Annotated in this window: 21 protein-coding genes and 2 tRNA genes; 11 read left to right on the forward strand and 12 right to left on the reverse strand. The window is 62.4% G+C overall.

The features are described 5' to 3' along the window. Window positions 1-78 precede the first annotated feature (78 nt). On the reverse strand, window positions 79-1,641 hold the full coding sequence (locus tag U1E20_RS13125; protein WP_409981064.1) for an MFS transporter: 1,563 nt from the start codon (window positions 1,639-1,641) through the stop codon (window positions 79-81). 137 nt (window positions 1,642-1,778) lie between these two features. Between U1E20_RS13125 and U1E20_RS13130 the strand changes: the two genes are divergently transcribed. From U1E20_RS13130 to U1E20_RS13145, 4 genes are all read left to right on the forward strand, one after another. Next, window positions 1,779-2,198, forward strand: coding sequence for an MAPEG family protein (locus tag U1E20_RS13130; protein ID WP_409981065.1), 420 nt, complete (start codon window positions 1,779-1,781; stop codon window positions 2,196-2,198). 153 nt (window positions 2,199-2,351) lie between these two features. After that, window positions 2,352-3,533, forward strand: a complete 1,182-nt coding sequence (gene rlmN, locus U1E20_RS13135) for a 23S rRNA (adenine(2503)-C(2))-methyltransferase RlmN (protein WP_409981066.1) — start codon at window positions 2,352-2,354, stop codon at window positions 3,531-3,533. A 58-nt stretch (window positions 3,534-3,591) separates the two neighbouring features. Continuing rightward, window positions 3,592-3,879 (forward strand): BrnT family toxin, encoded by a 288-nt coding sequence (locus U1E20_RS13140; RefSeq protein ID WP_409981094.1) that lies wholly within the window; start codon window positions 3,592-3,594, stop codon window positions 3,877-3,879. Further along, window positions 3,860-4,168 (forward strand): BrnA antitoxin family protein, encoded by a 309-nt coding sequence (locus tag U1E20_RS13145; RefSeq protein WP_409981067.1) that lies wholly within the window; start codon window positions 3,860-3,862, stop codon window positions 4,166-4,168. Before U1E20_RS13140 ends, U1E20_RS13145 begins: the two co-directional genes overlap by 20 nt. A 1-nt stretch (window position 4,169) precedes the next feature. On the opposite strand, the gene U1E20_RS13150 is transcribed toward U1E20_RS13145, so the two are convergent. Together U1E20_RS13150 and U1E20_RS13155 are read right to left on the reverse strand one after the other, a co-directional pair. Then, window positions 4,170-4,682, reverse strand: coding sequence for a disulfide bond formation protein B (locus U1E20_RS13150; protein WP_409981068.1), 513 nt, complete (start codon window positions 4,680-4,682; stop codon window positions 4,170-4,172). 205 nt (window positions 4,683-4,887) lie between these two features. Beyond that, on the reverse strand, window positions 4,888-5,466 hold the full coding sequence (locus tag U1E20_RS13155) for a YqaA family protein (protein WP_409981069.1): 579 nt from the start codon (window positions 5,464-5,466) through the stop codon (window positions 4,888-4,890). Between the two features lie 128 nt (window positions 5,467-5,594). On the opposite strand from U1E20_RS13155, the gene U1E20_RS13160 reads away from it, so the two are divergent. Both U1E20_RS13160 and U1E20_RS13165 read left to right on the forward strand, forming a co-directional pair. Further along, a tRNA-Leu gene (locus U1E20_RS13160) sits at window positions 5,595-5,679 on the forward strand. Window positions 5,680-5,892: 213 nt separating this feature from the next. Then, on the forward strand, window positions 5,893-6,921 hold the full coding sequence (locus U1E20_RS13165; protein WP_409981070.1) for a hypothetical protein: 1,029 nt from the start codon (window positions 5,893-5,895) through the stop codon (window positions 6,919-6,921). 47 nt (window positions 6,922-6,968) lie between these two features. On the opposite strand, the gene U1E20_RS13170 is transcribed toward U1E20_RS13165, so the two are convergent. Beyond that, window positions 6,969-7,721 (reverse strand): hypothetical protein, encoded by a 753-nt coding sequence (locus U1E20_RS13170; RefSeq protein ID WP_409981071.1) that lies wholly within the window; start codon window positions 7,719-7,721, stop codon window positions 6,969-6,971. Window positions 7,722-7,857: 136 nt separating this feature from the next. Further along, window positions 7,858-10,248: a patatin-like phospholipase family protein gene (locus tag U1E20_RS13175; RefSeq protein WP_409981072.1), complete on the reverse strand. Its 2,391-nt coding sequence runs from the start codon at window positions 10,246-10,248 to the stop codon at window positions 7,858-7,860. Between the two features lie 287 nt (window positions 10,249-10,535). On the opposite strand from U1E20_RS13175, the gene U1E20_RS13180 reads away from it, so the two are divergent. Continuing rightward, entirely contained in the window at window positions 10,536-11,513 is a 978-nt protein-coding gene (locus U1E20_RS13180) for a hypothetical protein (protein ID WP_409981073.1), read from the forward strand. Between the two features lie 49 nt (window positions 11,514-11,562). Here U1E20_RS13180 and U1E20_RS13185 read toward each other — a convergent pair whose 3' ends face one another. Continuing rightward, complete coding sequence (locus tag U1E20_RS13185; RefSeq protein WP_409981074.1) at window positions 11,563-14,253, reverse strand: glycosyltransferase family 4 protein; 2,691 nt, start codon at window positions 14,251-14,253, stop codon at window positions 11,563-11,565. A gap of 93 nt (window positions 14,254-14,346) precedes the next feature. On the opposite strand from U1E20_RS13185, the gene dusA reads away from it, so the two are divergent. Then, a complete protein-coding gene (gene dusA / locus U1E20_RS13190; protein ID WP_409981075.1) occupies window positions 14,347-15,360 on the forward strand; it encodes a tRNA dihydrouridine(20/20a) synthase DusA in 1,014 nt (337 codons plus the stop codon). 3 nt (window positions 15,361-15,363) lie between these two features. Here the strand turns inward: dusA and cobS are convergent, their stop codons facing one another. Both cobS and U1E20_RS13200 read right to left on the reverse strand, forming a co-directional pair. Beyond that, on the reverse strand, window positions 15,364-16,131 hold the full coding sequence (gene cobS / locus U1E20_RS13195) for an adenosylcobinamide-GDP ribazoletransferase (RefSeq protein WP_409981095.1): 768 nt from the start codon (window positions 16,129-16,131) through the stop codon (window positions 15,364-15,366). A gap of 57 nt (window positions 16,132-16,188) precedes the next feature. Further along, a complete protein-coding gene (locus U1E20_RS13200) occupies window positions 16,189-17,688 on the reverse strand; it encodes a phosphomannomutase/phosphoglucomutase (protein ID WP_409981076.1) in 1,500 nt (499 codons plus the stop codon). A gap of 111 nt (window positions 17,689-17,799) precedes the next feature. On the opposite strand from U1E20_RS13200, the gene U1E20_RS13205 reads away from it, so the two are divergent. Beyond that, window positions 17,800-18,354 carry a DUF3617 domain-containing protein gene (locus U1E20_RS13205; RefSeq protein ID WP_409981077.1) on the forward strand — a complete coding sequence of 185 codons (555 nt, stop codon included), beginning with the start codon at window positions 17,800-17,802 and terminating at the stop codon, window positions 18,352-18,354. Between the two features lie 21 nt (window positions 18,355-18,375). On the opposite strand, the gene hrpB is transcribed toward U1E20_RS13205, so the two are convergent. From hrpB to U1E20_RS13220, 3 genes are all read right to left on the reverse strand, one after another. Further along, complete coding sequence (hrpB, locus tag U1E20_RS13210; RefSeq protein WP_409981078.1) at window positions 18,376-20,949, reverse strand: ATP-dependent helicase HrpB; 2,574 nt, start codon at window positions 20,947-20,949, stop codon at window positions 18,376-18,378. Between the two features lie 91 nt (window positions 20,950-21,040). Continuing rightward, window positions 21,041-22,030, reverse strand: coding sequence for a TIM44-like domain-containing protein (locus U1E20_RS13215; protein WP_409981079.1), 990 nt, complete (start codon window positions 22,028-22,030; stop codon window positions 21,041-21,043). 223 nt (window positions 22,031-22,253) lie between these two features. Then, window positions 22,254-22,385: a hypothetical protein gene (locus U1E20_RS13220; protein ID WP_409981080.1), complete on the reverse strand. Its 132-nt coding sequence runs from the start codon at window positions 22,383-22,385 to the stop codon at window positions 22,254-22,256. A gap of 476 nt (window positions 22,386-22,861) precedes the next feature. On the opposite strand from U1E20_RS13220, the gene U1E20_RS13225 reads away from it, so the two are divergent. After that, window positions 22,862-23,665: a thymidylate synthase gene (locus U1E20_RS13225; protein WP_409981081.1), complete on the forward strand. Its 804-nt coding sequence runs from the start codon at window positions 22,862-22,864 to the stop codon at window positions 23,663-23,665. 28 nt (window positions 23,666-23,693) lie between these two features. On the opposite strand, the gene U1E20_RS13230 is transcribed toward U1E20_RS13225, so the two are convergent. Then, the gene (locus tag U1E20_RS13230; RefSeq protein WP_409981082.1) at window positions 23,694-24,392 is read right to left on the reverse strand and encodes a dihydrofolate reductase; all 699 of its coding nucleotides are present in this window, start codon (window positions 24,390-24,392) and stop codon (window positions 23,694-23,696) included. Between the two features lie 242 nt (window positions 24,393-24,634). On the opposite strand from U1E20_RS13230, the gene U1E20_RS13235 reads away from it, so the two are divergent. Then, a tRNA-Pro gene (locus U1E20_RS13235) sits at window positions 24,635-24,693 on the forward strand.

The following is a 24,693-nucleotide window of genomic DNA, read 5'->3' on the forward strand; positions in this document are numbered from 1 at the left end:
TGGAGTTCCGGATAGGCCTCCCAACGCTTGGCGCGCGCGCCGGGCCACAGGCGCGACAAGATCGTGACGAAGGATGCGCTACGCGGCGGCTGAACGCGACTTTTCCCGCTCGCCGGCGGCCGACGCCGATGGCGCCGCTTTGAGCGCAATTTTCGTCGCGAGCGCGGCGCCGAAAAGCCCCAGGGCGCCGAGCCAGGCGCTCGCCTGAAATCCGACGTTGAAGGCGTCGCGCGCAGCCGAAAGCGTCCGTTCCGCCTGTTCGGCGGGGAGCAATCTCACGGCGTCCACTGCGCCGCCGAGAGTCGCCGCGGCGGTTCCCGCGACGTCGGCGGGAAGCCCCGCGACGACGCCGGCCATTTTGGATCGGTAGATCAGCGTGACGAGACTGCCGAGCACGCCGATGCCGAGCGCGCCGCCGAGTTCATTCGCGGTCTCCGACAGAGCTGAGGCCGCGCCGGCGCGCGCTGGCGGCGCCGAGGTGACGATGATTTCCGTCGTCAGCGTGATGACCGGCGTGAAACCGACGAGCAACAGCGACGACAGAAGGACGCCGTAAAAACCGCTCGCCAGCGCAAGGCCGACGAAGCCGATCGCCGAAATGACGAGCCCTCCGGCGAGAAGATCGACCGCTTTGATCCGGCGCGCGAGCGCCGGCGTCGCGAAGGAGCCGACGGTAAAAAGGATCGCCGACGGCATCGACCACAATCCTGCGTCTAGCGGGCCCAATCCCGCCACCAGCTGATAATACTGGCTGAGGAGGATGAACGCGCCGAACATAAAGAAGACGCCGAGGATATTGATGCAAAGCGCCATGTTGAGCGTTCGCGACCGAAACAGCGCGAGATCGATCAGCGGATCTTCGAGCCGCGCCTGCCGGCGCAGAAACAGGATCGCGAGCATGGCGCCCGCCGCCATCGGTGCGATCGAGTCGGCGCTAAAGCCCGCCTCGGCGGCGCGTTTCAGACCGTAAATGAACGACAATACCGCAGCGAGCGAGAGCAGCGCGCTGACGACATCCAGATGGCCCGCCTTCGGATCGCGATATTCCGGCAAAAGCGTCGGCCCGAGAACGAGCAACGCGACCATCACCGGAACGCCGGCGAAGAACACGGAGCCCCAGCCGAAATTTTGAATGAGCGCGCCGCCGACCAGCGGGCCGACGATGGCGCCGGCGGAAAACGCCGAAATCCACATGCTGACCGCGAAGGTGCGCTCGCGCGGATCGCGGAACATGTTGGTGATGAGCGACAGGGTCGAAGGCGCCAGCGTCGCGCCCGCAACGCCAAGCGCGGCGCGCGCGACAATGAGCGCTCGCGCCGACTGCGAGAACGCCGCCAAGATCGAGACGGCGCCAAACGCCGCGGCGCCCAGCAGCAGCACCTTCCGCCGGCCGATGCGATCGCCGAGTCCCCCCATGATCATCAGGAAGCCGGCGACCATGAAGCCGTAAATGTCGATGATCCACAGCAACTGCGACGCGCTCGGCCGCAGCTCAGCCGTCAGCGAAGGAATGGCGAGATTGAGGACCGTGAGGTCCATCGAATAGACCATGCAGGGCAGGACGACGACGGCGAGGCCGATCCACTCCCGGCGCGTCGCCTTGAGCGAAGGATTGGATGCGTCTGGCGCGGCGCTGTGCAAGGGAGTGCTCCGTCGGCCGCTTGGCCGTGAGCGCGCAGCCTTTATCGGTTATGCCGGGCGACATCAAGGAAGGAGGCGGACTTTCTTATAGCGGACGGGCCGAGCCTGAGGCGCTCGGGAGGACAGGAGAAACGAGAATGCACAGCCCGCTTTTAGCGCCCGTTATCGCGCTTGTTCTGTGGACATTCGTCATGTGGGCGTGGCTTTACGCAACGCGCATTCCGGCGATCAGGCGAAATCGCATCCCGCTGTCTCCAGACCAGAGCAAGGAAGCGTTCAACGCGCAGATTCCGCCGAAGACCCGGTGGAAGGCGGACAATTACAATCATCTGCTGGAGCAGCCGACGCTGTTCTATGCGGTTGCCATCACTCTCGCGATGCTGGGCGCCGGGGATCGTCTCAATATCGCGCTCGCCTGGAGCTATGTCGGGCTGCGAATCCTCCACAGTCTCATTCAAGCGTTGATCAACATCATCATGCTGCGCTGGTTGATCTTCATGATCTCGTCGCTCGTGCTCTTGGCGCTGACCATCCGCGCCGCTCTGCTGGTTTTTTAAAGCTTCAATTAGGCGAAGGGCGCAACCTCACCCTCCCCTTGAGGGGGAGGGTCGCATTGCGAATGCACTGCGGGGTGGGGTGACAGCCCGGATGACAGCCCCTGACAAAAATCGCGCAAAGGCATGATATAAGGGGCGCTCTTCGAGGAATTCATGACGCTGTCCGACACATCCCAGGCGCCCGATGTAAAACTTAAGCCCTCGCTCGCCGGCATGACCCGCGCCGAGATCGGCGACTCGCTGCGCGCGCTCGGCCTGTCCGAGCGTGAAATCCGCATGCGCGTGTCGCAGCTCTGGCACTGGACCTATTTTCGCGGCGCGCGCGAGTTTGGCGACATGCTCAATGTCTCGAAGGCGCTGCGGGCGCGGCTTGCCGACGCCTTCGCGCTGCGCCTGCCGGACATCGTCGAGGAGCAGATTTCGGTCGACGGCACCCGCAAATGGCTGCTGCGGCTGCAGCCGGTCGACGCCTTCGACAAGGGCGCGGAAGTCGAATGCGTCTATATCCCGGAAAGCGACCGCGGCACGCTTTGCGTCTCCTCGCAGGTCGGCTGCACCTTGAATTGCAGCTTCTGCCATACCGGCACGCAGCGGCTCGTGCGCAATCTGACGACCGCCGAAATCGTCGGCCAATTGCTCGTCGCCCGTGAGCGGCTCGGCGACTTTCCCGATCGCGAGCGGCCGACCGACGGTCTCGTGCCGTCGGGCGAAGGCGTGCGCGCCGTCTCCAACATCGTCTTCATGGGCATGGGCGAGCCGCTCTATAATCTCGACAGCGTCATGGCGGCTGTCGAGGTCATGGCCGACGGCGACGGGCTGGCGCTGTCGAAGCGCCGCATCACCGTCTCGACCTCCGGGGTCGTGCCGCAGATCGAGCGGCTCGGCGCCGAATGCGGTCCGGCGCTGGCGATTTCCCTGCACGCTGTGCGCGACGAATTGCGCAACGACCTCGTGCCGCTCAACAAGAAATATCCGATCAAGGAGCTGCTGCAAGCCTGCCGCGATTATCCGGGCGCGTCGAACGCGAGGCGCATTACCTTTGAATATGTGATGCTGAAAGGCGTGAATGATTCGCCGGCCGAGGCCAGGGAGCTGGTGCGGCTGCTCAAAGGCCTGCCGGCGAAGATCAATCTTATCCCGTTCAATCCCTGGCCCGGCGCGCCTTACGAATGTTCGGACTGGGAGACGATCGAGCGCTTCTCCGACATCGTGTTCAACGCCGGCTACGCCAGCCCGGTGCGCACGCCGCGCGGCCGCGACATTCTCGCCGCCTGCGGGCAGCTCAAAAGCGAGACAGAGAAGCTCAGGGCCAGCGCCAGGATGGCGGCGGGATGAACTATCGCCGCGCTTGTTATTTACATTATTGTGTATACAATTTAGTCGGAAGCTGCACGTGAGAATTGAATGGGATTCCGATAAGGCGCGGCGGAACGTCGCCAAGCATGGGGTTTCATTAGAAGTTGCGCAACGGGTTGGGGACGACCCCTTGCATGTCATCATCCCAGATCGTTTCGAGGATGACGAAGAAGTTTGGCATGCGATCGGCGTTGTTGGCTCAGTAGCGTTGCTCGTTGTCGTTCATTGCTATCCCGACGAAGACGACGCTGAGCGCGTGCGGATCATCGGCGCGCGAAAGGCGACGCCTCAAGAGAGAAGGCGCTATGCGCAAGAAGGAACTTAGCCCGACGGAACGCCGCGAGCTTGAAGAGCTCGCCGCCATGCCCGACGAAAAGATCGACACAAGGGATATTCCTGAAGCGCCCGCTGAAAACTGGGCCTTTGCGCGCCGCGGCGCATTCTACAGGCCAATCAAACAGCCGGTGAACATTCGCATCGATGCGGACGTATTGGACTGGTTCAAGAGCCGCGCGGAGGGACGAGGTTATCAGACCGAAATCAACCGCGTGTTGCGGCGCCATGTCATGGAGCATGCCATGAATCATGTCGTCGAGAAGGAAAAACAGCGCTGATCTATCGCCTGCACCCCCAACCCGCGTAACCCGCCAGCGCCGCCAGCGCGGCGCAAATCGCGATGTTCCAATTGGCCAGCGTCAGGCCGAAAATCCACAAATTCGGCTCGTCGCAGCGCACGACCCTGGTCGTTTGAAGCTGCTTCATGAAATCGGCGACGGACGGCGCCGTCGTCAGCGCCCCGGAGCAATCGGACGGCCCCGCGAAAATCTTCCACTCGACGCCCGAATGATAGGCTGAAAGCAGCGCGTCGCCGGCGAAAAGCAGCGCCATTAGCAGGAAGGCCGCGCGCGACAGACGCTCCCTGCCCCTCTGCGCGGCGAGAGCGGCGAGCGGCGCGAGCCCGAAGGCGGCGTAATAGGGAACGCGCTCCTTATAGCAAAGCTCGCAGGGCAGAAAGCCGAGCGATTCATAGGCCCAGGCGCCGCCGATCGCCGCGACGGCCGCGGCGAGAATGAGGAGCGAGGCATTGCGAGGCTCGATGATGCAATCGAGAAGGCTGCGCCAAGTCATACGTCTGACCAAGTCATGCGGAGTCTAGTTAATCCGTTCGCTTGGATCATGTCATTCCCGGCTGGCCGAAGGCCTGACCGGGAATCCAGAGACAATCCAAGAACGCGGGCGTTGCTCTGGGCTCCCGATCGCGCGCGTTGCGCGCGTCGGGAATGACAGCCGAACAATTCAAATGGATTTCCTATCATTCGTCCGGGCCGACCGTTCAAAACATCTTGGCGGCCAAGGCGAAACCGGCGACGACGATGACCGCGAGCGAGCCCATGAACCATCCGAAATGGCTTTCGAGCTTCGAGCGGATTTGATCGCCGAAATGATTGATCGCCGCAGCGAGCACGAAGAAGCGCGCGCCACGGGTCAGCATCGACAGAACGATGAACAGCGGGAAATTATAGGCGAGCAGCCCGGAGACGATGGTCACGAGCTTATAGGGGATCGGCGTGAAGCCCTTCACCAGAATGAAAATCGCGCCCCATTGCGCGTAGAAGGCGCGCAACGCCTCCATCTTCTCGCCATAGCCGTAAAGACTGATCAGCCACTGGCCGATCGTGTCATAAAAGAGCGCGCCGAAGGCGTAGCCGAGCGCCCCGCCCGCGACCGAGGCTAGCGTGCAGATTCCGGCGAAATACCAGGCCTTCTTCGGCTCTGCGAGCGTCATCGGGACAAGGATCACATCGGGCGGCACCGGAAAGAAGGAACTCTCGGCAAAGGCGATCGCGCCGAGCGCGAAAGGCGCGTGCCGGCTACCGGCAAGCGACATGGTCCAGTCATAGAGCTTTTTCATTCGTTTCCGAAGTTGGGGAGCGCGCCACGCGCATAGCACGTATCTTATGCGGAAAGAAGTTTCGCGGGTTGACGGGCGCCGCGCCGCCGCTAATATCCGCGCCGCTTCGCCGGCCTCGCCCGGCCAAAGCCCCTGTGGCGGAATTGGTAGACGCGCTCGACTCAAAATCGAGTTCCGCAAGGAGTGCTGGTTCGACTCCGGCCAGGGGCACCATCTCCTATCATTTTCCTCAAATATCAATTGCCTAGGATCGGATCTCGGTCGCGCGCCGGTTTCGTCCCCAGCCTTGTTTGGCGTCGCTCGGAACGAAAGCCGGCAAGGCGCGTTATTGGGAGCGATCGCTTCGCGAACGTAACCTTTCGCTCACCTGAAGCGAAGATATCCCCAACCTCGAAATCCTCAACGATTGGCTGAAGGATGTCGCGCATGTATATGACGCCAATCGACTTTCTCGACTTCGGGCTGCGCACCTTCATGCGCAATCCCTTTTTCAATCCCGAACGAATTTCCCTGCAGCAAGGGGAAAGCGACTTTCGGCTGTTGGACGCGAGAGAGGGACTGGTGGTGACGCTTGGTCCCGACACGTCCTTTTTTGATCGGCCGAGCAGATCCGTTTGCCGTTGGCCTGGAACGCGGACGATTCCGCGCCAGAGTCCGCATTCGGCGCAAAAACGCTCCTGGATCGCGCATGAATTCGCCACCTTCCTTTATGTGTGCTTTGGCGGCGGAGACGTGAAACTCAATCGCATCGCCGCTTCAAGAAAACAAAGCGAGATTTTGCTGACCGCCGGCGAAGGCAATGTCATCGAGAAAATCGATCTGACGAAATTGGCGCGCGACAATTCGCCGCCGCTTCTGTTTCTTCAGCCCGCCTATCTCTGCTCCTCCGCCAATGTCGCAATTCGCTCGGTTCCGTGCGACGCGTCGACGATGAGCTGGGCGCGCGCGCCTTATGTCTATCAGACGCGCGCGATCGACGATTTGTCGACGCCCGCCATCTTGTGTCTTACCGGAAAAACCTTGATTTGGTGCGAAAGGATCGAACCCGGCGAGAGTCGCGATTACGCGCTCGGCAACGTCATCGCCGCTACCGCGAATATTGCTTCGAAATTGCGACCGACGAGTCAGGAGCACCCTGAAGATCGCAGAGCGGCCGCCGTCCAGCTCAGTCATTCCAGCGCGAATGAGATCGTCTTGGCGTCAACGAAAACGAGCCGCGACAACTTCCGCCTGCGGCTTCGCGAAATCGCCGCCGCGACCAAAATCCTGTTCGAGTCGATAAGGGCGCGAGAGGGATTCTTCGTTTGCGAAATGAGCAATGATTCCGAAGCGCCGGCCCACGTCTTTGTCCAGCTGAACAAGAGCGACTTTTATGGCGGCTCCGGGCTTATCGGTTTCGCGATAAAGTTCCTGTCCAGCATCTTCCGCCTGTCGCATCTATCGCTGGGTCATTAGAGCGCGCGGATGAATCATCGATTCATCAATGCGCGCGGAGAGCTATCTTATGGCGCGGAGGCGCCGAGCGGGCGCGGCGCGCCCGGCGCATTGGGATGTTTCGACGGCTCGAAAGCGTCGTTGCGGCGTAGTTTGGGGCGTCGCAGCCCCTCGCCGACTTTCACCGTCGCGGAAACGGTCGTCCGTCGCGGCGCGCCTTGTTCGAGGATGACATATTCGCTTCGCGATGAGCGCGCGGCGGCTTGCTCCGGGGGCGCGCTGGTCGGCGCAGGCTTGGCGGCCGCGTCGCGCCGCAGTCCCTCGACTTCAGTGGAGAGCGCGCCGATTGCGGCGCCGGTCTCCGTCTTCATTGCGTCGATGCGCTTGCCGAGATACTCGACGGCGTCGGCGGTCGGCGTCGCCGCCTGCGTCGAAGCGCGCATCGTCTCCATCTCCGCGCGCAGCGCCCTTATTTCCTCTTCCATCTTCTGCGTCGTGCGCAGCAAGGCGGCGCGCTCCGCGCTTTCCCGCGTCGCCATAGTCCTGACGAAGTCCGGCGCCGCGGCGAGCGTCGGCCATGCGGCTTCGGCGATCAGCCAGCCGGCAAGACCCGCGGCGCCATAAACCGACGCAGCCCAAAGAAGCCGCGCGCCATGGAAGACGGCGCGTTTGAACGCCGCGAGCGGCCTTCGTTCGGCAGGCGTCGCGGGATCATTCGAGACAGGCGCCGACATCGGCGCGTCGGAACGCTCCGCTCTCAACTCTGGCGCGTCGGCGGCGGGAGACGCGGCCGGGCTGAAGTCGAGGGCGGCTATTCCCATTGGCTCGGTCATGGAGAAGGATCGGATCGATACAGGATTGACGAGCGTCACGCCGATTGCTTGACAATCGATTAACGCGGCCGGCGCCGCGAACGCCGGCCAATCCGCCCTTACAAGCGACAGGACCCAGAAGGCGTCACGCCATCGCTTCGTCCGGGGTCTTCGCTGCTGACTGCGGACATGGTCTGAAAGTGACGTTCAAGAGCTGTTCGGCCCGCTTGAACGACTGCTTGTCCTTGCCGATTAGATCAGGTTCGACCGAGGCGCAGTCCTGCCCGTTGAACAGCCGATTGGAAATATGATATCCGAGCGCGCGATAGACTTCGAACTGTTCCTCGCTGAAAAACTGGTTCAGCGTCGTTTCATGCGGGAAGTCCGGATTGCGCTTCTTGTAATCATTGACGTAGTCGTTTTCGTCGCCGGTCAACGACGCTTTCAGATAGATCAATACGCCCGTTTCGCCCTTCGTCGCCGCTTCAGGATATTCGATAATCCCGATCGCCGCGTGCGGGCCGAAGCTCTTGGTTCGCACCTGTTCATTGGCGATTGCAGCGCTGGTCTCTCTGGAGTGAGTTTTGATCTCCCCCCAGGGCAAGCGGATGCGCACGCCAAGGTCGATGCGCGCCAGGCGCTGCAGCTGGATGAGCGAGGGAAAGTCCATCTCCGCGTCAGCTTCGCCGTCGACGGCGACGATCACTGCGGCGCGCCGGCGCAGCAATTCATAGACGCCGAGATTGTCGATGTGGCCGCCATCGCTGAGGAAGACAAATTTGAAATTTTCCTTCGTGCGAAAGAAAGCCTCCCTGAGAAAGTATTGCGGCCGAGGCCAGTTTGCGCGTTTACCAAACTCACTTAGCTTTTTCGGGTTCGGAAACCATCGCCCAAGGCGCACGTTCAAAAGCGCAAACGTAAAGGCGAGCGGACGAAGGGACGCAATGCCCATATTTGGCGCCGCCGCCGCTCCCGAGATCGCCATGGCGGTGCCGATGTCCCCGCCCCACAAGTGCTTCACAGTGTTCGTTTCGACATAGCCGGTGACTTCGCTGCCGACAAAATTGCGACTCAGCAGAAAGAAATCTCCATTGCGGCCGCGGCGATTGGCCCTCGCCGACCCCGGCACGTTGAGAGTCGTGTTGATCAGGTGGTAGGGCGTGTTGACAGTTGAAATCTCAGTGAGGAGAAAATCATCTGAGACGATATTCTTGCTTTCTTCTTTTTCGTCACGTTCTATTGTGGGGTCAACGAGAAAGGCGTCCACCAGTCGATCCCGGTAGTATTGATGCAACGAGTTCGCATTGACGTCGATGAAATACCAGAAGACCAAGAAAATCGGGAGCGCGATTGCGAGATAGACGATCACAGAAGGCGTGAAATGCGCGCTCCAGGAGCCTGGTTCAATCGAGTTCCCAATCGCCCATTGCGCAACGCCAAAGAGCGATTGAAGAAATTCGGGAGCGTGGGGATAATTCCAACGGTCGGCTGATACCGAAATTCCCCAATATGAAAGCTCAATATAGAGGATCCATAGGATCAAAGGGACGATTAGCGCGACAATATAGATGATGAGTCTGCTCGCCAATTTGGCTGCCTTTTGCGTCAGGGAGTTCTGTTTCTTGACGACCGCAGACTTTGCGAGGAGATTCATGAAAGGCAAGCTGATCGGAGTCGCCGCAGCTATAACCGTCCCAACTATGGTATAATATTTTGATAAACTAAGAAAGCCGCCGGCGACGGCACCGCTCGCGCCGCCCGTTTCGAGTTGGGCCAGGATAAACTTTGGCTGAATTTCGACAATAAGCGCCACTAAAATAAGCGTCACCATGGTGCCGAACGCTGCGGCGAGTGGGCCACGAATGTCTCTTGGCGGCCCATGCGCCGCTAATGCATAGATGAACAACAAGGCCGCAACGACCAAGGCCACGGCGGTCGTGATCGGAAACGGGTTGTCGCCGAGGACGAGGACGCGGGATAATCCGCCTTCAAGAAAGCCCCCCGAATCCAGATCGCTATGCGTTGGGGAAAAGAAGATCGTGAGCGCTGCGAGAGAAAGCAGGACCGGAAGGGCGATGAGCGCGCCGGAGAGCAGGCCTCGAATATAAATCGCCGCAAATACGGGAAACGACTTCAGCCCTTTGGGCACGAGGTAGCGCGAATTATCGCGAATATGCTTGGTGTGCTGCGTTTCTCCGTCGTAGCTGGTTGGCGGATCGAAGGGAAACCTGCCCCCGTTTTTTGACATGGCGAGCGTCATCGCCGAGCCGATGTAGCCGCCGCCCGATACGGTCGAAAGATAATCCAACCGATTGATCAATCCGGCGCTGTCGAGACCCTGCAGCGCGCCCAAGCAGAAGGCCGCGCATCTGACGCCGCCGCCGGACAGCGCCAGGCCAACGATGTCGTGGGTCGTTTTAGGCGTAACTTCAGCCGTCGGAATTTCGGGTCGCCCCGAATTCCGCCGACGCTGGTTGATGTCTTCAATCTCTTCGGCGAAAACTTGCGGAAATTTCTTCGTCGTGTCCTCGCTCATACTCGTCTCCAAAAATTGGCGACAACATCGCATTTCATCGCAATCATCGGCGGGTGTCGGCATCGCAGCCAAAACCGCCGTCGCCAAATGTTAGATCAAATCGCCGTCGTTGGACAGGCCGCCGGCGAACGCTTTGAGGATTGAGGCGAAATTTCGGGCGCCGAGGGCGTTGCCCCCCGCGCGCGGACGAATTCGCATCCCCCTGACCATCGTTTACGCTTTCATAACGGGATGCTGCTCCCCTCATTCGCCATTCGATCGGCGTCGTGCGAGTGAGGAACAACGCAATGGATGAGCCAGCCGCGCCAAACGAGACCTCCGCCGACCGGGACGAGCCAATGCGCAAGGAACACGCCGCGCCGACCGGTTCGGAGCGCGGGGTCGCCGTCTCGGCCTGCGCGCCGGCGACATTGATCTCCGCCTGTGAGACCTCGAAGGAGCCGGGAAAACTCGAGATCAGGATCAATCTCGGTTTTGACGAGCAGGCGCTGCAAGACCTTCTGTCGTCTCTCAAAGGCGTGCCTCGATTGCAGCCGCAGTTGGCGGACTACATCAGCCTGAGCGCGCCGCTTAAGGATGAGGGATTCGCTTCTCCTGAAAAGCGTGCCGGCGACGATCGCGGCATACGAATTTCTCCCATCGCTCTCGTCTTGATTTTCGCGGTCGGATTCGGATTGAAGCTGCATTTCCACGATATTCATCTTTCGCTGTTTCCCGATCAGGCGTCGTCGTCGCTCAAATCCTTGGTCGACAGGATTACGATGGCCGAGTCGCAGGGCATCGCCGACGCGCGAAACAAATTTTCCTCCGCGGTGGGACTGGGCCAGTTCATCAACGCCACATGGATGGAGCTGATCAGGAAACACCGTCCCGACCTCGCCGGAGCGATGAGCGACAAGGAGATTCTTGACCTGCGCAAGGACCCCGAGCTTTCGCGAGAAATGACGGCGCACTATGTCGAGCAAAACAGCTCGATCCTGCTAAAGAAGGGTCTGCCGGTCACGCCCGGATCGCTTTATCTCGCGCATTTCGCCGGACCTGGCGGCGCGGCGGCGATCCTGTCCGCGCCGGAGGAAGTCGACGCCGCGACGGTGATCGCCAGCGCCGACGGACAGCCGGCCAAGGCGCGCGATAAAATCGTCAACGGAAACCCGTTTCTGAAACGCTTCACCGTGAAGGACCTTAAGAACTGGGCGCATCTTAAAATGCAGGGGATCAGCTTCGAACTCGACGCGCCGGCGCAGGAGAATTCGCGTCAGGATTGATCCGAAACCGCAATCTCCTTGCGCGAAGGCAGGCGGCTGAGAGCCGCCGTCACGCAGAGACCATATTCAAAAGATTTTGAGTCGATTCCTTCCAAGACAGCACCGGCAGCGGATGCGCAACCTTCTTCGAAGCGAGCGTTTCAATTATTCGCTCCATCAAGGACTCGGCGTCGAGCATATCGAAATAGCCGATCGCGTCGCCGCCGACCTCGTGAAAAATCTCGATGTCGCTCGCGATCACCGGGGCGCCGGCATGCGCCGCCTCGATGAGCGGCAATCCAAATCCTTCGGCATAGGACGCGCAGAGAACGGCGCGCGCGCTGCGATAAAGCGACTGCAATTCGGCGTCGCTCGCATCGCTGAGCCAGAACAATCTCCGTCCATGTTCAGGATGCTCCCGCAGGCGCCGCGCCAGAGCGGTTGTGTTCCAGCCGGGACGACCGACAATCACCAATGTCGCGTCGACGCCCCTCGCCCATAATTTTTCAAAAGCGGCAAGACAGAGCGCCTGGCCCTTGTTCGGCGCGAGCGTTCCGACGCTGAGGAAGAAGGGCCGCGCGGCCTCGGAGATGGCGCGCACGCGCTTCGTTGGCGCCGACTCAATGTAATTCGAAAAATCCGCGCCGAGCCACCATACCTCGGTCGTCTGTCCGTCCTTGCGCAGAGAGCCGCGCTCGACGCAATAGTCCTCATAGATGCGCGCGACGCTGTGCGAAATCGCGACAATGCGGTCGGCGCGAAGGATCACGCGCTCGAACCAGTTGCGAAAACCGATTTGCAGCGAATGAGGAAAGGCCGCGGCGTAAACCAGAGGAAAGAGATCATAGAGACAGACGATGATCTCTCCGCCCCGAGCCGTCACCGACTCCATGACAGAATCATATTCTTCGACAAAGATCCATCCGGCGTCCAGCAAGAGCAATTTGTCGCCGGACTCGATCGCGACCGGCTGTGGCTGCGCCGCGTCGCGCGAAAAGAAGCTGAGTTGTCCTTCAGCGATCACGACGGGCAGTCCACAGCCTGCGTCGACCGACGCTTTGACGACTTCGCGCACGACGCGCTGTATCCCGGTTTTCACATCGGCGCGCCACGTCGTGGTGACGTCGATCAACAGCCTCCCGCGGCCGGAGTTCGCGGCGCCCCGCTCGACGATCATCCAGTCGGCAGGCGCCTTTTGTTGCGTTCGCGGCGCCGCGCCGACCCATCCGCGCGTGGCGCGAATTAAGCGTGAGGCGGTCCAATAGAATTCGCGCGCACGGTCATAGGCCCATCTCAGTCGAGGATCGAGGGGATGGCCGCCCCGCTCGCAGACTTCTTCATAGAGCTGCGAGAGAAGATAGGCGCCGATCTTATCTTTTGGCGCAACGACGTCATTGCTGGCGAGCGCATTGCGTATCGACGCCGCGTCGAGCTGATAGGCGTTTTCACGCAGCATCGTCGTCAGCGTCGCAGCAGAGTCGCGCCATCGCAGGACAGGGAGGCCGCTATGCGTCTCTTTCCTTTCCTCGTCGATCTCGACGATGCGGGCAGCGAGCGACGCCGCGTTGAGAAGATCGAAATAGACCACGCTTTCGCCGCCAACTTCGCGAAACACGGGAATATCGCTCGCGATGACACGCGCGCCATAATGCGCCGCTTCGATCAGCGGCATGCCGAAGCCTTCGACAAAGGACGGAAAGATCAGCGCGCGCGCGCGCGGATAAAGATAGGAAAGATCGGCGTCGCTCGCATTGTCGAGCCAGAACAGCCGACGATTGAATTCCTTATGCTGGCGGATGCGGCGTTGCAGCGCCTGCGTGTTCCACCCCGGCCGGCCGACGATGACGTAACGCGCGTCAAAGCCTTGCGACCAGAGAAGTTCGAAGGCGTCCAAAGCGATCGGATAGGCCTTGCGCGGCTCCAGCGTGCCGACGCTCATGAAGAAGGGCGTCGGCGCCGTGGCGATTTGCGCCGCTGTCTTTGACGGCGCGCCGGGCGCGCCCGCGCCAAAATCCGCGCCGAGCGGCCACCAGCCGATGCGCAAATTGGCGGGCGCCGCGAGCCGCTCGTCGCGCAAATAGGCGACGAGGTCCCGCGCGACGCTTTGCGAGATGCAGACGATCGCGTCGCAATGCAGCAGCACATTCTCGAACCAGGACGCGAAAGGCGCGCTGTTCTTTAAAGCCGTGGCGGCGGGATAACGCAGCGGGATGAGGTCGTAGACACAGCCGACGACTTCGACGCCGGCCGCGCGCGCCGCTTCCAACAGCGGCGGATATTCGTCGACGAAGCCCCATCCTGAATCGAGGAGGAACAGAATGTCGCCCGGCTGCAATTTGATCGCGTCAGGCAAATTCTCATGTTTGAACTGGCCAAAGAGCCGGCCTTCTTCAAGATAGACGGGAATGGCGTCGCCGCTTTCGACGCAGGCGCGCGCAATTTCGCGCACGACGCGCTGCACGCCGGAATGGCCGCCAAAGCGTCGCGTCGCCGTCATGTCGATCAGCAGCCGATTGCGCTCAGCGGGAGCAGGAATCGCGCCTTCGAGCGGCGTGCGCAGCGCCTGCGCGCCGGCGGCGTCGGGCGTGCGCCAGCGCCCGTCATGCAGGCGGCCAAGGCCCAGGAGGCGCGAGAGCGTCCAATAGAGTTCGAGCGCCTTCCCGTGAAGGAAACGCGTGCGCGGATCGACGTCATATTGCTCGAAATCGCACAGTTCGCGATTCAATTCCCTGAGCAGATAAGCGTCGATTTTTTCTTTCATTCCGCCTCCGGGCGCACGCCGCGCCGCCGCTTCCGCTTGCGCTGCGAAGCGTTGGTACGGCAGGTTGGGGCCCATGACAAGGCTCCCGCGCCCATGACGCTTCGCGCCACCGATGTCCGCTTTTCCGTGGCGCCGATGATGGATTGGACGGATCGGCACTGCCGATACTTCCATCGCCTCCTGTCGCGCCGCGCCCGGCTTTATACTGAAATGCTGACGACCGGCGCGGTTATCCACGGCGACCGGGCGCGGCTGATGGCTTTCGACCCTTTCGAGCAGCCCGTCGCCCTGCAGCTCGGCGGCGCCGAGCCTGCGGCCCTCGCGAAGGCCGCGGGCCTCGTTGAAACATTCGGCTATCAGGAAGTTAATCTGAACGTCGGCTGCCCGTCCGATCGCGTTCAGAACGGCGCATTCGGCGCCTGTCTGATGCGCGAACCTGCGCTGGTCGGCGATTGCGTCAAGGCAATGAAGGATTCGGTCGCCATTCCAGTCACCGTGAAATGCCGCATCGGCGTCGACGATCAGGAGCCGGAACAGGCTTTGTTCGCGCTTGCGGAGACGTGTGTGGCGAATGGAGTCGACGCGCTGTTCGTGCATGCGCGAAAAGCGTGGCTCAAGGGGCTCTCGCCGAAAGAGAATCGAGACGTGCCGCCGTTGGACTACGCGCTGGTGCGTCGTCTCAAGCGGGCGCTGCCGGATGTGCCGATCGCGATCAATGGCGGGCTCACGAGCATGTCGCAGATCGAGGAACAGCTCGATCACGTCGACGGCGTGATGATCGGGCGCGCCGCCTATCATGACCCTGCCCTGCTGCTCGCGGTCGATCCGCGCTTGTTCGGCGCCCCTGCCCCGGCGGCCGATCTTTTTGAAGCCGTCGACGCCTTCCTTCCCTATGTCGAGCGGCAACTGGCGGCAGGCGAAAGGCTCGCCAACATGACGCGCCATCTTCTCGGGCTTTTCTCCAGAATGCCCGGCGCGCGGTCGTTCCGCCGGCGGCTGGCGCTCGACGCGGTCAAGCCTGGCGCGGGCGTTGAAACGCTGCTCGCCGCCGTCGACGAAGTGCGCGCCGCCGCCGCGCGCCGCGCCGAATTAGCCGAAACTGGATAGGGCTCACACGGCCGACAGCGCGGTCAGAATCGCGATTTCCGCGAGCTGCTGCGCGGCGCCGAGCACATCGCCGGTATAGCCGCCGATCTGCTTTTTTGCGAGTTTCACGGCAAGCGCCGCCATGGCGAATGCGGCGATGATAGCGAGGGCGGTCTGGCCCGCGCCAGCGCCAGCGAGCCAGGGCGCGAGACTGATCGCGGCGGCAATCATGCAGGCGCGGCTCCATGCGCCGCGTGGCGGCGCGGCGACCGTCGCGCCCAGGCCATCGACGCGCGCCGGGGGAAGCCACAGCATCGGCGCCAGCCCGGCGACGCGCGACAAGGCGCCGGCGAAGATCAGCGCGAGCGCCGCGAGCGTGACGCTTCGCTCGAGGATCGACGCGAGCGCCGCGACGCGAAGCAGGACAGAGATGCAGAGCGCCAGAACGCCATAGGTTCCGATCCGGCTGTCGCGCATGATCGCGAGTTTCGACTCGCGCGTCGCGCCGCCGCCAAATCCATCGGCGACATCGGCGAGCCCGTCCTCATGGAGCGCGCCGGTCGCGAGCACGAGCGCCGCGACAGCAAGGAGCGCGCAGACGAGCGAAGGAAGATGGCAGATGCGCGCAACGAGCAAAGCGACGGCGCCAGTGGCGCCGATCATTGCGCCGGCGATCGGCAGCGCCGGCGCCATGCGCGTCAAATCGAGCGGCGCGTGGACGCCATCGCCAATCGGAAGGCGCGAGTAGAACCGCAGGAATGTCGCGACATCGGCGAGGAGCGGGCGCTGCATCACTCCCATGTTTAGCTCCCCCGCCAGAAGCGCCTACCCTCGCTCGCGGCGACGGCTCTATATCGTCTGATTATAGGCGCCGACCTCGGGATTTTCGCGCAGCACCGCGTCGATCGCCGTAAACATTTCCTTCATGCGCGCTTGCGACACCGGGCTCTCGACGACGACGACGAGCTCCGGCTTATTGGACGACGCCCGCACCAGCCCCCAGGTGCCGTCGGCGGCCGTCACCCGCACGCCGTTGATCGTCACGACGTCGCGGATCGGCTGACCGATGATCTTATCGCCCTTCGCGCGCATCGCCTCGATGCGCGCCGTGACCTTGTCGATCACGCCATATTTCTTTTCGTCGTCGCAATGCGGCGACATGGTCGGCGAGCCCCAGGTCTTCGGCAGTTCGGCGTAGAGGTCGGCCATCGACTTCGTCGGATTGCGGTCGAGCATTTCAAGGACATGGATGGCGGTAAGCAGACCGTCGTCATAGCCGCGCCCGATCGGCTCGTTGAAGAAGAAGTGGCCAGACTTCTCGAAGCCAGCGAGCGCCCTCTTCTCGCTGACCCGGCGCTTGATGTAGGAATGTCCGGTCTTCCAATATTCGGTGACGACGCCGCGCGCGACAAGCTCGGGGTCTGTCGCGAACAGGCCGGTCGACTTAACGTCGACGACGAATGACGAATTGGGATGAACCTTCGAGAGATCGCGCGCCAGCATGACGCCGATCTTGTCGGCGAAAATCTCTTCGCCATTATTGTCGACGACGCCGCAGCGATCGCCATCGCCGTCAAAGCCAAGGCCGACGCAGGCGCCAGTCTCGCGCACCTTGTCGGCGATGGCGTGTAGCATGTGCAAATCTTCGGGGTTCGGATTGTAGCGCGGGAAAGTATAGTCCGGCGCCACGTCGAGCGGGATCACCTCGCAGCCGAGGCGCTCCAGCATCTGCGGCGCGAAGGCGCCGGCGGTGCCATTGCCGCAGGCGGCGACGACCTTCATCTTGCGGGCGAAGGGCGGCCGGCGGGTGAGGTCGTCTATATAGCGCGCGCCGAAATTTTCGATGTAGCGATAGGAGCCGCCTTCCGCCTCGTGAAATTCGCCGGCGAGCACGATCTCCTTCAAGCGGCTCATCTCTTCTGGTCCGAAGGTCACCGGCCGGCGCGCGCCCATTTTCACGCCCGTCCAGCCATTGTCATTGTGCGAGGCTGTCACCATCGCTACGGCCGGCACATCGAGATCGAACTGCGCGAAATAGGCCATGGGCGACAAAGCGAGGCCGATGTCGCGCACGCGCACGCCAGCGGCCAAGAGGCCGCTCACCAGCGCCAGTTTGATCGACGAGGAATAGCTGCGGTAATCATGGCCGACGACGATTTCCGGAGCGACGCCCATGTCGCGCAGCAGCGCGCCAAGGCCCATGCCGAGCGCCTGCACGCCCATCAGATTGAGTTCGGCGCCAAACAGCCAGCGCGCGTCATATTCGCGAAAGCCGGTCGATTTGATCAGCGGCGCCTCTTCATATTCGAATGTGTTGGCGCGCAAATTCGTTACGGGCTTGGGAAACATAGATGATCCTTGGATGCCTCGGACGTCGCTTCGGCGCATCGTTTACACCGTCGCGCCGCGCCGGCAAAATATCGTGGGTGCGGCCGCCGGATGACGACAATGGAAGCAAATATGCGCGCAACAGGAATTCTCCCCCTTTCCATCGCCTTACTGCTGGTTCCGTCGGTCGCCGGCGCAGCCGAGGAGCCGCCCCGGCGAAAACCCGGACTTTGGGAAATTCATTCAGAATTGAACGGCAAACCCTCGCCGATCGGCGCGATCCAGAATTGCATCGACGAGAAAACCGACAGCCTTCTGAAGGCAGGCATGAGCGACGCCCAATCCAGGTGCGAGAAGACGAGCTGGGCCAAGGAAGGCGACGGCTACGTCGTCAACTCCGTCTGCAAGATCGGCAACAGCGTCGCGACGACGCAAGGCCGGTTCACCGGGTCCTTCGATTCGAATTATCGCGGCGAAATGCATATGAGCTACGATCCGCCGATGCATGGCATGTCCAAATCCGACATCACGCTCACCGCCACATGGCTCGGCCCCTGCAAGCAAGGCCAGAAGCCCGGCGACGTCGTGATGCCGAACATGCCTTCAATTCCCGGCATGTCGAAGACCATCAACACGGAAGACATCATGAAGATGCGCGATCAGATGAAGCGGATGCAGTCGCGCTGACGCGGCCCGAAGACGCGCCGCCTATTGGCCCCGCGGCTTGGCGCGGGTCGTCGGCTGGGCGGCGGCGGGATCGTCCGGCCAGAGATGGCGCGGGTAGCGCCCTTTCATCTCCTTCTTCACCTCGTTCCACGAGCCTTTCCAGAAGCTCGGCAGATCGCGCGTGGTCTGGATCGGCCGATGCGCGGGAGACAACAGTTCCAGCGTCAAGGCCGCGCGACCGCGCGCCAGCGTCGGATGGCGTGAGAGTCCGTAAAGCTCCTGCACGCGCACGGCGAGGATCGGCCCGTTCTCGGTCGAATAGTCGAGCGCATGCCGCGCGCCGGCGGGCGTCTCGAAAAAAGCGGGCGCTTCGATGTCGAGCCTGCGCGCCATTTCGTAGGGGAGAAGCTGCGCAAGCGCCGCTTCAAGATCGTCGGCCGTAATCTCCGCAAGCGACGCGCGTCCGACGATGAACGGCGCAAGCCAGTCCTCGGCGCTTGCCGCCAGAGCGGCGTTCGAAAGATCGGCCCATTCATCGCCGTCGGCGCGGCGCAGAAAAGCGACGCGGTCGCGCCGCTGAATCTGCGCCTTCGTCCATGGCAGGCGCGCCAGGCCGAGGCCGGCGACGCCGCGCGCCAGCATCCGTGCGTTTTCTTCAGACGCCTCCGCAGCGAGATTGCGCTCGGAGAGTCGTATGGCGCCAAGACGTCGGAAGGCGCGCCGCCGCAGGCTGGCGCTCGCCGCGTCAAAAATCGTTTCGTCGCGAGTCTCGATGCGATCCCCGGCGATCGCCTCGACCTCTTCGGCGGTGAGGGCGCAAGCGGCGAGAATGCGCGCCTGCGCCGCCCGGCCGGTGAGTTCGGCGACGGCAAGAAAAGCCGCGCGCGACAATGGGTCTTCGATGGGCAATGTCGCAGCGCGGCCATTCGCCATTAGGAATTCGCCGTGCGCGCCGCGCGATTTGGCGATGCGGTCGGGATAGGCCAGCGCGATCAGCGCGCCTTCGGTGAAGAGCCCCCTCCCTGTCCCTCCCCCGCTTCGCGGGAGAGGGGACGCCAATGATCGGCCATTCGCGAACTGAAGAGCGGCGCCTGCTCCCTCTCCCGCGCCAGCGGGGGAAGGTTGGGGTGGGGGCGTCGCGCCGTCCGCCAGCCTCGCCCATTGCGCCGCGAGGCGCAGCGCGTCGCCGGCGCGCTTCGACCTTTCGCCCTGCAGGCGATCGAGCCGATGCGCCAAGTCGGCATCATTGCCGCCGAGGCCGCGTTCGGACAGTAGCATCGCGAGTTCGGCGGCGCGCTTCGCCTCGTCGCCTCGCGCCGCCTCGACCACCATCCGCGCCAGCCGCGGCGCGAGCGGCAGCGCGCGCATCGCCCGACCAATATCGGTGAGCCTCCCGTCGTCGTCGAGCGCGCCGAGTTCGCGGTCGAGCGCGACCGCCTCCTTCCAGGCGGGCGTCGGCGGCGGATCGAGCCAGTTGAGCCGCCCCGGATCGCTCACCCCCCAGGCGGCGAGATCGAGCGCCAGTCCGGAGAGATCGGCGTCGAGAATTTCGGGCGCGGCGAAGGCGGGCAGCGACGCAGTCTGCGGCTCGTCCCACAGGCGATAGCAGACGCCCGGCTCGGTGCGGCCGGCGCGGCCGCGGCGCTGATCGACGCTGGCCCGCGCGGCGCGCACCGTTTCAAGCCGCGACAGTCCGAGATCAGGCTCGAAGCGCTGCACGCGCGCGAGCCCGCAATCGACGACGACGCGCACGCCGTCGATGGTGAGCGAAGTTTCCGCGATCGATGTGGCGAGCACGATTTTTCGACGGCCCGGCGGCGACGGCGCGATCGCCCAGTCCTGCTCGCTGCGGTCGAGCGCGCCATAGAGCGGCGCGATGTCGACATTGTCCGGCAGGCGGGAATCGGCGAGGCGCGAGGCGACGCGCATGATCTCGCCCTGCCCCGGCAAAAAGCCGAGAATCGAGCCTCCTTCCTCGCGCAGCGCTCGAATTATCGCGCGCGTCATCGCGTCCTCGATGCGCGCGTCGGCGTCGCGTCCGAGGTAGCGCGTCTCGACAGGAAAGGCGCGTCCCGCGCTTTCGATGATCGGCGCGCCCATCAGGGCGGCGACGCGCGCGCCGTCGAGAGTCGCCGACATGGCGATGAGCCGCAAATCGTCGCGCAACCCCGCCTGCGCGTCGAGCGCCAGCGCCGATCCGAGATCGGCGTCGAGCGAGCGCTCGTGATATTCGTCGAACAATACGCCGGCGACGCCCTCAAGCGCCGGGTCGTCGAGAATCATCCGCGCGAAGACGCCCTCGGTGACGACCTCGACTCGGGTTCGCGCCGAGATTTTCGATTCAAGCCGCATGCGCAGGCCGATGGTTTCACCGACGCTCTCGCCGAGCGTCGCCGCCATGCGGCTCGCGGCGGCGCGGGCGGCGAGACGGCGCGGCTCCAATAGAATGAGCTTGCCGCCCTTGGCCCAGTCGGCGCCGAGCAGTTCGATCGGCACGCGCGTCGTTTTGCCGGCGCCGGGCGGCGCGACGATGACGAGATTGCTTTGCGCCGCCAGAGCCGTGCGGATCGCCGGCAGCGCCTCGTCGATCGGCAGCGCCGAAGCGTCTTTCGTCATGGCGGGCGCGCGCTTCAAAGTTTTCGTCCCGCCTGCACGAAAGACCCCTCCCTTTCGGGGAGGGGCCAAAGTTCCCAGTCGATGCGGAAGCTTACGCCGCCTGTTGGATCGCCGACAGTTTCCATTCTTGGGCGCCGGCGCCGGAGGGCCGGCGGAAGGTCCAGGCCTCGGTGGTTTCCGACTGCCCCTCCCAGCCGGGCGCCGGCCGATTGGTGGCGCGATCCAGCATCTCGTCCTTGAGCGAGAAGCGCATGGCGACCGTGGCGTATTCGTCGACGCCTTCGCGCCACGCCTCGGAGAGATCGCCCTGCAGGAGCTTCACGTCCGAGACGCGGTTGACGACGCCCTTGCGCCGGTTCTCCTCCAATTCGTCGTCGAAATAGGAGGCCATTTCCGGCGTGGACATGCCGCGCAGCGCGCCAATGTCCTCGCGGCTGTAGGCCGCCTGGGTTTCGCCGAGCAAGCGTTCGAAGGCGTTGAAGTCCTCCGCCGCGAGCTTGATCGGCCTCGCCATCGCCGCTTCCGGCGCGGCGCCCGAGCCGAAGCCCGCCGCCCCGAAGGGCGCGCGCGCCGCGAAGGGCGAATTAAAGCCCGGGCTCGGACGATGGCCGGCGCCGGCCATCACATCGGCGTTGCGGCGCGTGAACCAGTTGAAGGCCAGCCGCGCCAGGAACACGAGCAGAGCGATCTGCAGCAGCAGGCCGATGACCGAGGCGAAGCCCATCATGCCGCCGAACAAGCCATGGCCGGTCAGCAGGCCGAAGAGGCCCGCGCCGAGCAGGCCGCCGGCGAGTCCGCCAAGAAGCCCGCGGCCGAAGCCGCCGCCAAAGACGCCGCCGGGCTGAGACATCGGGCCGGCCATGCCGGGCGAAGGCCGCGGCGTGACGCTGCGCTCGAAAGGCGACGCCGTTCCCGGCATGGTGCGGGTCGAAGGCGGCGCCGACCAGCTGCGCGAGCCGCGGCTGCCGAAGCTGCCGCCGCCGCCCATCCGCGCCTCCGCCACGGCGGGCGCAAGCGCCAGCAGCGCCGCAAGGGCGAGAGAAATCAGCGATCCGCGCTTAAACGCGAAGAAACGCGACATTGTCTTTTGTCCTCAATATGCGGAGAGCGACGCTCCCCCGGCGGCGAATATATAGGCGCCCCTGCGCCTCGGCGCAAAGCCTTGGCCGCGATCAACCGCAACTGATGAGGACTGTGGGAGAGGCTGAGGAGCGTAAGCCGACTTGGTTTTCCTGCGCTCCGACGGCGTCGGGCGTCCGTCGCTCACGACGGCTGGACGCCCGCCGATTCGGTTAGATGCGGACTCAGCGCCCGTGCCAGATGTGGCTGTCGTACTGATCCCGGTTCTCGGTGTTGTAGTCCGAACCGCCCGCGAGCGCGTAGTCGCTTGCCGCGACCGAGGCGAGAACAACCGCCAATGCGAGGAGCATTTTCATTCGCCGACACTCCATTTTAAGCCAGAGCCCAAGCTCAGACCCGAAATCTTATATGGAAATTCCAGATATAATAGAGGCGGGAGCAGAGAATTGTTACGCTATGACGAATATTTTATGACAGTTCGGTAACATGATCTCCGCCCCAAGTCGCCGGGCGCGTCGAAGCGATTTTGGCCGCAGTCCAACCCGCCGCGACGCCATTTCGGATCGCCGAAGCGAGGCTTTCCGGCGTGGCGCGGAACGGGCGCCTAGAGCGCGCTGCGAAAAAGTGGGAACCGGTTTTTCGCGTAGAGCGCGCTCTAAACTATAGGAATCGATCACGTGCTCTGCGTTTAGGCGATTCCGCCTAAACGCAGCGTGATCTAGCGGTTCGCCCGCCGGGCTGCGATTGTTAATTGGGCGGCGTGCGGGCGGCGCGGCGTCGATCGCCGCGATCTGGGCTCGCCTCCGGCGCGAAAGCGGATTAATCCGGCGAGATGCGTCAATATCTCGACCTTCTCGATAAAATCCTGCGCGAGGGCCTGCGCAAGGACGATCGCACTGGCGTCGGCACGCTGTCGCTGTTCGGGCATCAGATGCGCTTCGACCTGTCGCGAGGCTTTCCGCTGGTGACGACCAAGCGCGTGCATCTGAAATCGGTGATCCACGAACTGCTGTGGTTCCTGAGGGGCGAGACCAACGTCGCTTATCTGCGCGAGAACGGCGTCACCATCTGGGACGAATGGGCCGATGAAGACGGCGAACTCGGCCCGGTCTATGGCGCGCAATGGCGCCGCTGGCCGGCGAATGGCGGCGAGATCGACCAACTCGCCAATGTCGTCGAGGAGATCAGGCGCAATCCCTTTTCGCGGCGGCTGATCGTCTCGGCGTGGAATCCGGCCGCGGTCGACAGGATGGCGCTGCCGCCCTGCCACTGCCTGTTTCAGTTCCATGTCGCGGAGGTCGGCGGCGGGAAGCGGCTCTCCTGCCAGCTCTATCAGCGCTCGGCCGACGTCTTCCTCGGCGTGCCCTTCAATATCGCGAGCTATGCGCTGCTCACCCATATGGTCGCGCAGGTCACGGGCTGCGTTCCCGGCGACTTCATCCACAGCTTCGGCGACGTTCACCTCTATCTCAATCATGTCGAACAGGCGCGCCTGCAGCTCTCCCGCGAACCAAAGCCCCTGCCCCGCCTAAAGCTTAATCCCGCCGTGCGTTCGCTCTTCGACTTTCGGTATGAAGACGTGAGCGTCGAAAACTACGACTCCTGGCCGGCGATCGCCGCGCCGATCGCGGTGTAGGCACTCACGAAAAGATCAACGTAAGCTTTCAAAAATCCAGCACCTGTTGAAACTGATGCTCGTAATTATCGATCTTCTCTTTATGCGCTCGCACTAGCTTGGAAACCCACTCCACTTTAGACAATTTATCGGTGTAGAATTGTCGCAAATATCGGTAACGATAGTGTCTTTTTTTCCGCTCATAAATCACATATCGCGAAGGATACTCATCAAAGTCTGTTTTTGGATAGTCGATTTCATCCTTTATTTTCCACTCTTTAGAAGGAAATCTCATCCTAAAATAGGCGTCCCCTTTAACATCTGCAAATACAAGGGTTAGATGCACAACATTTACCTGATTCTCAAAAGTAGAATACACATTCTCTCCTCCAATAATAAATATATCGTGTCTATCATTCACGATAGAAAATAGATCAGCTGCAAATAGAGCTGAATCTTGGTCCGAAGCAAAAATTAGAGATTCGTTTTGTTGGACAAGAATACTATCTTCACTGTTTGCAGCAAGATCTCTAGACATGACAATATTGATTCTATTTGGCAAAATTTTGCCAATGGAGTCGAACGTTTTGCGCCCCATGATAACTGCGTGGCCGGTCGTCAGGGTTTTGAACCGCTTCAAATCTGAACGCAGATGCCAAGGAAGCTGGTTTTCCCTTCCGATTACGTCTCCAGGATCGCTGCGAGCCGTAATGAATGAGATATTTGGATACCGCACCTGCGAGGGCATTGTGCACCTAAACCTTGTTCAACTCCGACCGCTCCCATGAGTAAGGACGGCACCATTTGTGCGTGACTAATGGGGATAACCAACGCACGCAAGCCATGCCTCCCTGCCGAGTCAAGTTCAATGTCAAACGGTCGGAATCGCAACTTCCTAGCGAAGACCTGACAGAAAGAGCAGTTGCGGCGCAAAGCGCCTGTGGCTATAAGCGGCCCGAAAGCGGCTTTCGGCCGTTTCAATCGGAGTGTAGCGCAGCCTGGTAGCGCACCTCGTTCGGGACGAGGGGGTCGGAGGTTCGAATCCTCTC

The organism is Methylocystis sp., assembly GCF_046349115.1.
Classification (GTDB): Bacteria; Pseudomonadota; Alphaproteobacteria; order Rhizobiales; family Beijerinckiaceae; genus Methylocystis.

Bases quoted from the DNA above. Each gene is read 5' to 3' on its own strand.
- U1E20_RS13145 (WP_409981067.1), top strand. From the start codon at position 3,860: ATGCGCAAGAAGGAACTTAGCCCGACGGAACGCCGCGAGCTTGAAGAG.
- rlmN (WP_409981066.1), top strand. From the start codon at position 2,352: ATGACGCTGTCCGACACATCCCAGGCGCCCGATGTAAAACTTAAGCCC.
- U1E20_RS13130 (WP_409981065.1), top strand. From the start codon at position 1,779: ATGCACAGCCCGCTTTTAGCGCCCGTTATCGCGCTTGTTCTGTGGACA.
- U1E20_RS13175 (WP_409981072.1), bottom strand. From the start codon at position 10,248: ATGAGCGAGGACACGACGAAGAAATTTCCGCAAGTTTTCGCCGAAGAG.
- U1E20_RS13225 (WP_409981081.1), top strand. From the start codon at position 22,862: ATGCGTCAATATCTCGACCTTCTCGATAAAATCCTGCGCGAGGGCCTG.
- U1E20_RS13185 (WP_409981074.1), bottom strand. From the start codon at position 14,253: ATGAAAGAAAAAATCGACGCTTATCTGCTCAGGGAATTGAATCGCGAA.
- U1E20_RS13230 (WP_409981082.1), bottom strand. From the start codon at position 24,392: ATGCCCTCGCAGGTGCGGTATCCAAATATCTCATTCATTACGGCTCGC.
- hrpB (WP_409981078.1), bottom strand. From the start codon at position 20,949: ATGACGAAAGACGCTTCGGCGCTGCCGATCGACGAGGCGCTGCCGGCG.
- U1E20_RS13180 (WP_409981073.1), top strand. From the start codon at position 10,536: ATGGATGAGCCAGCCGCGCCAAACGAGACCTCCGCCGACCGGGACGAG.
- U1E20_RS13205 (WP_409981077.1), top strand. From the start codon at position 17,800: ATGCGCGCAACAGGAATTCTCCCCCTTTCCATCGCCTTACTGCTGGTT.
- U1E20_RS13165 (WP_409981070.1), top strand. From the start codon at position 5,893: ATGTATATGACGCCAATCGACTTTCTCGACTTCGGGCTGCGCACCTTC.
- U1E20_RS13155 (WP_409981069.1), bottom strand. From the start codon at position 5,466: ATGAAAAAGCTCTATGACTGGACCATGTCGCTTGCCGGTAGCCGGCAC.
- U1E20_RS13215 (WP_409981079.1), bottom strand. From the start codon at position 22,030: ATGTCGCGTTTCTTCGCGTTTAAGCGCGGATCGCTGATTTCTCTCGCC.
- U1E20_RS13150 (WP_409981068.1), bottom strand. From the start codon at position 4,682: ATGACTTGGCGCAGCCTTCTCGATTGCATCATCGAGCCTCGCAATGCC.
- dusA (WP_409981075.1), top strand. From the start codon at position 14,347: ATGACGCTTCGCGCCACCGATGTCCGCTTTTCCGTGGCGCCGATGATG.
- U1E20_RS13170 (WP_409981071.1), bottom strand. From the start codon at position 7,721: ATGGGAATAGCCGCCCTCGACTTCAGCCCGGCCGCGTCTCCCGCCGCC.
- cobS (WP_409981095.1), bottom strand. From the start codon at position 16,131: ATGCAGCGCCCGCTCCTCGCCGATGTCGCGACATTCCTGCGGTTCTAC.
- U1E20_RS13200 (WP_409981076.1), bottom strand. From the start codon at position 17,688: ATGTTTCCCAAGCCCGTAACGAATTTGCGCGCCAACACATTCGAATAT.
- U1E20_RS13220 (WP_409981080.1), bottom strand. From the start codon at position 22,385: ATGAAAATGCTCCTCGCATTGGCGGTTGTTCTCGCCTCGGTCGCGGCA.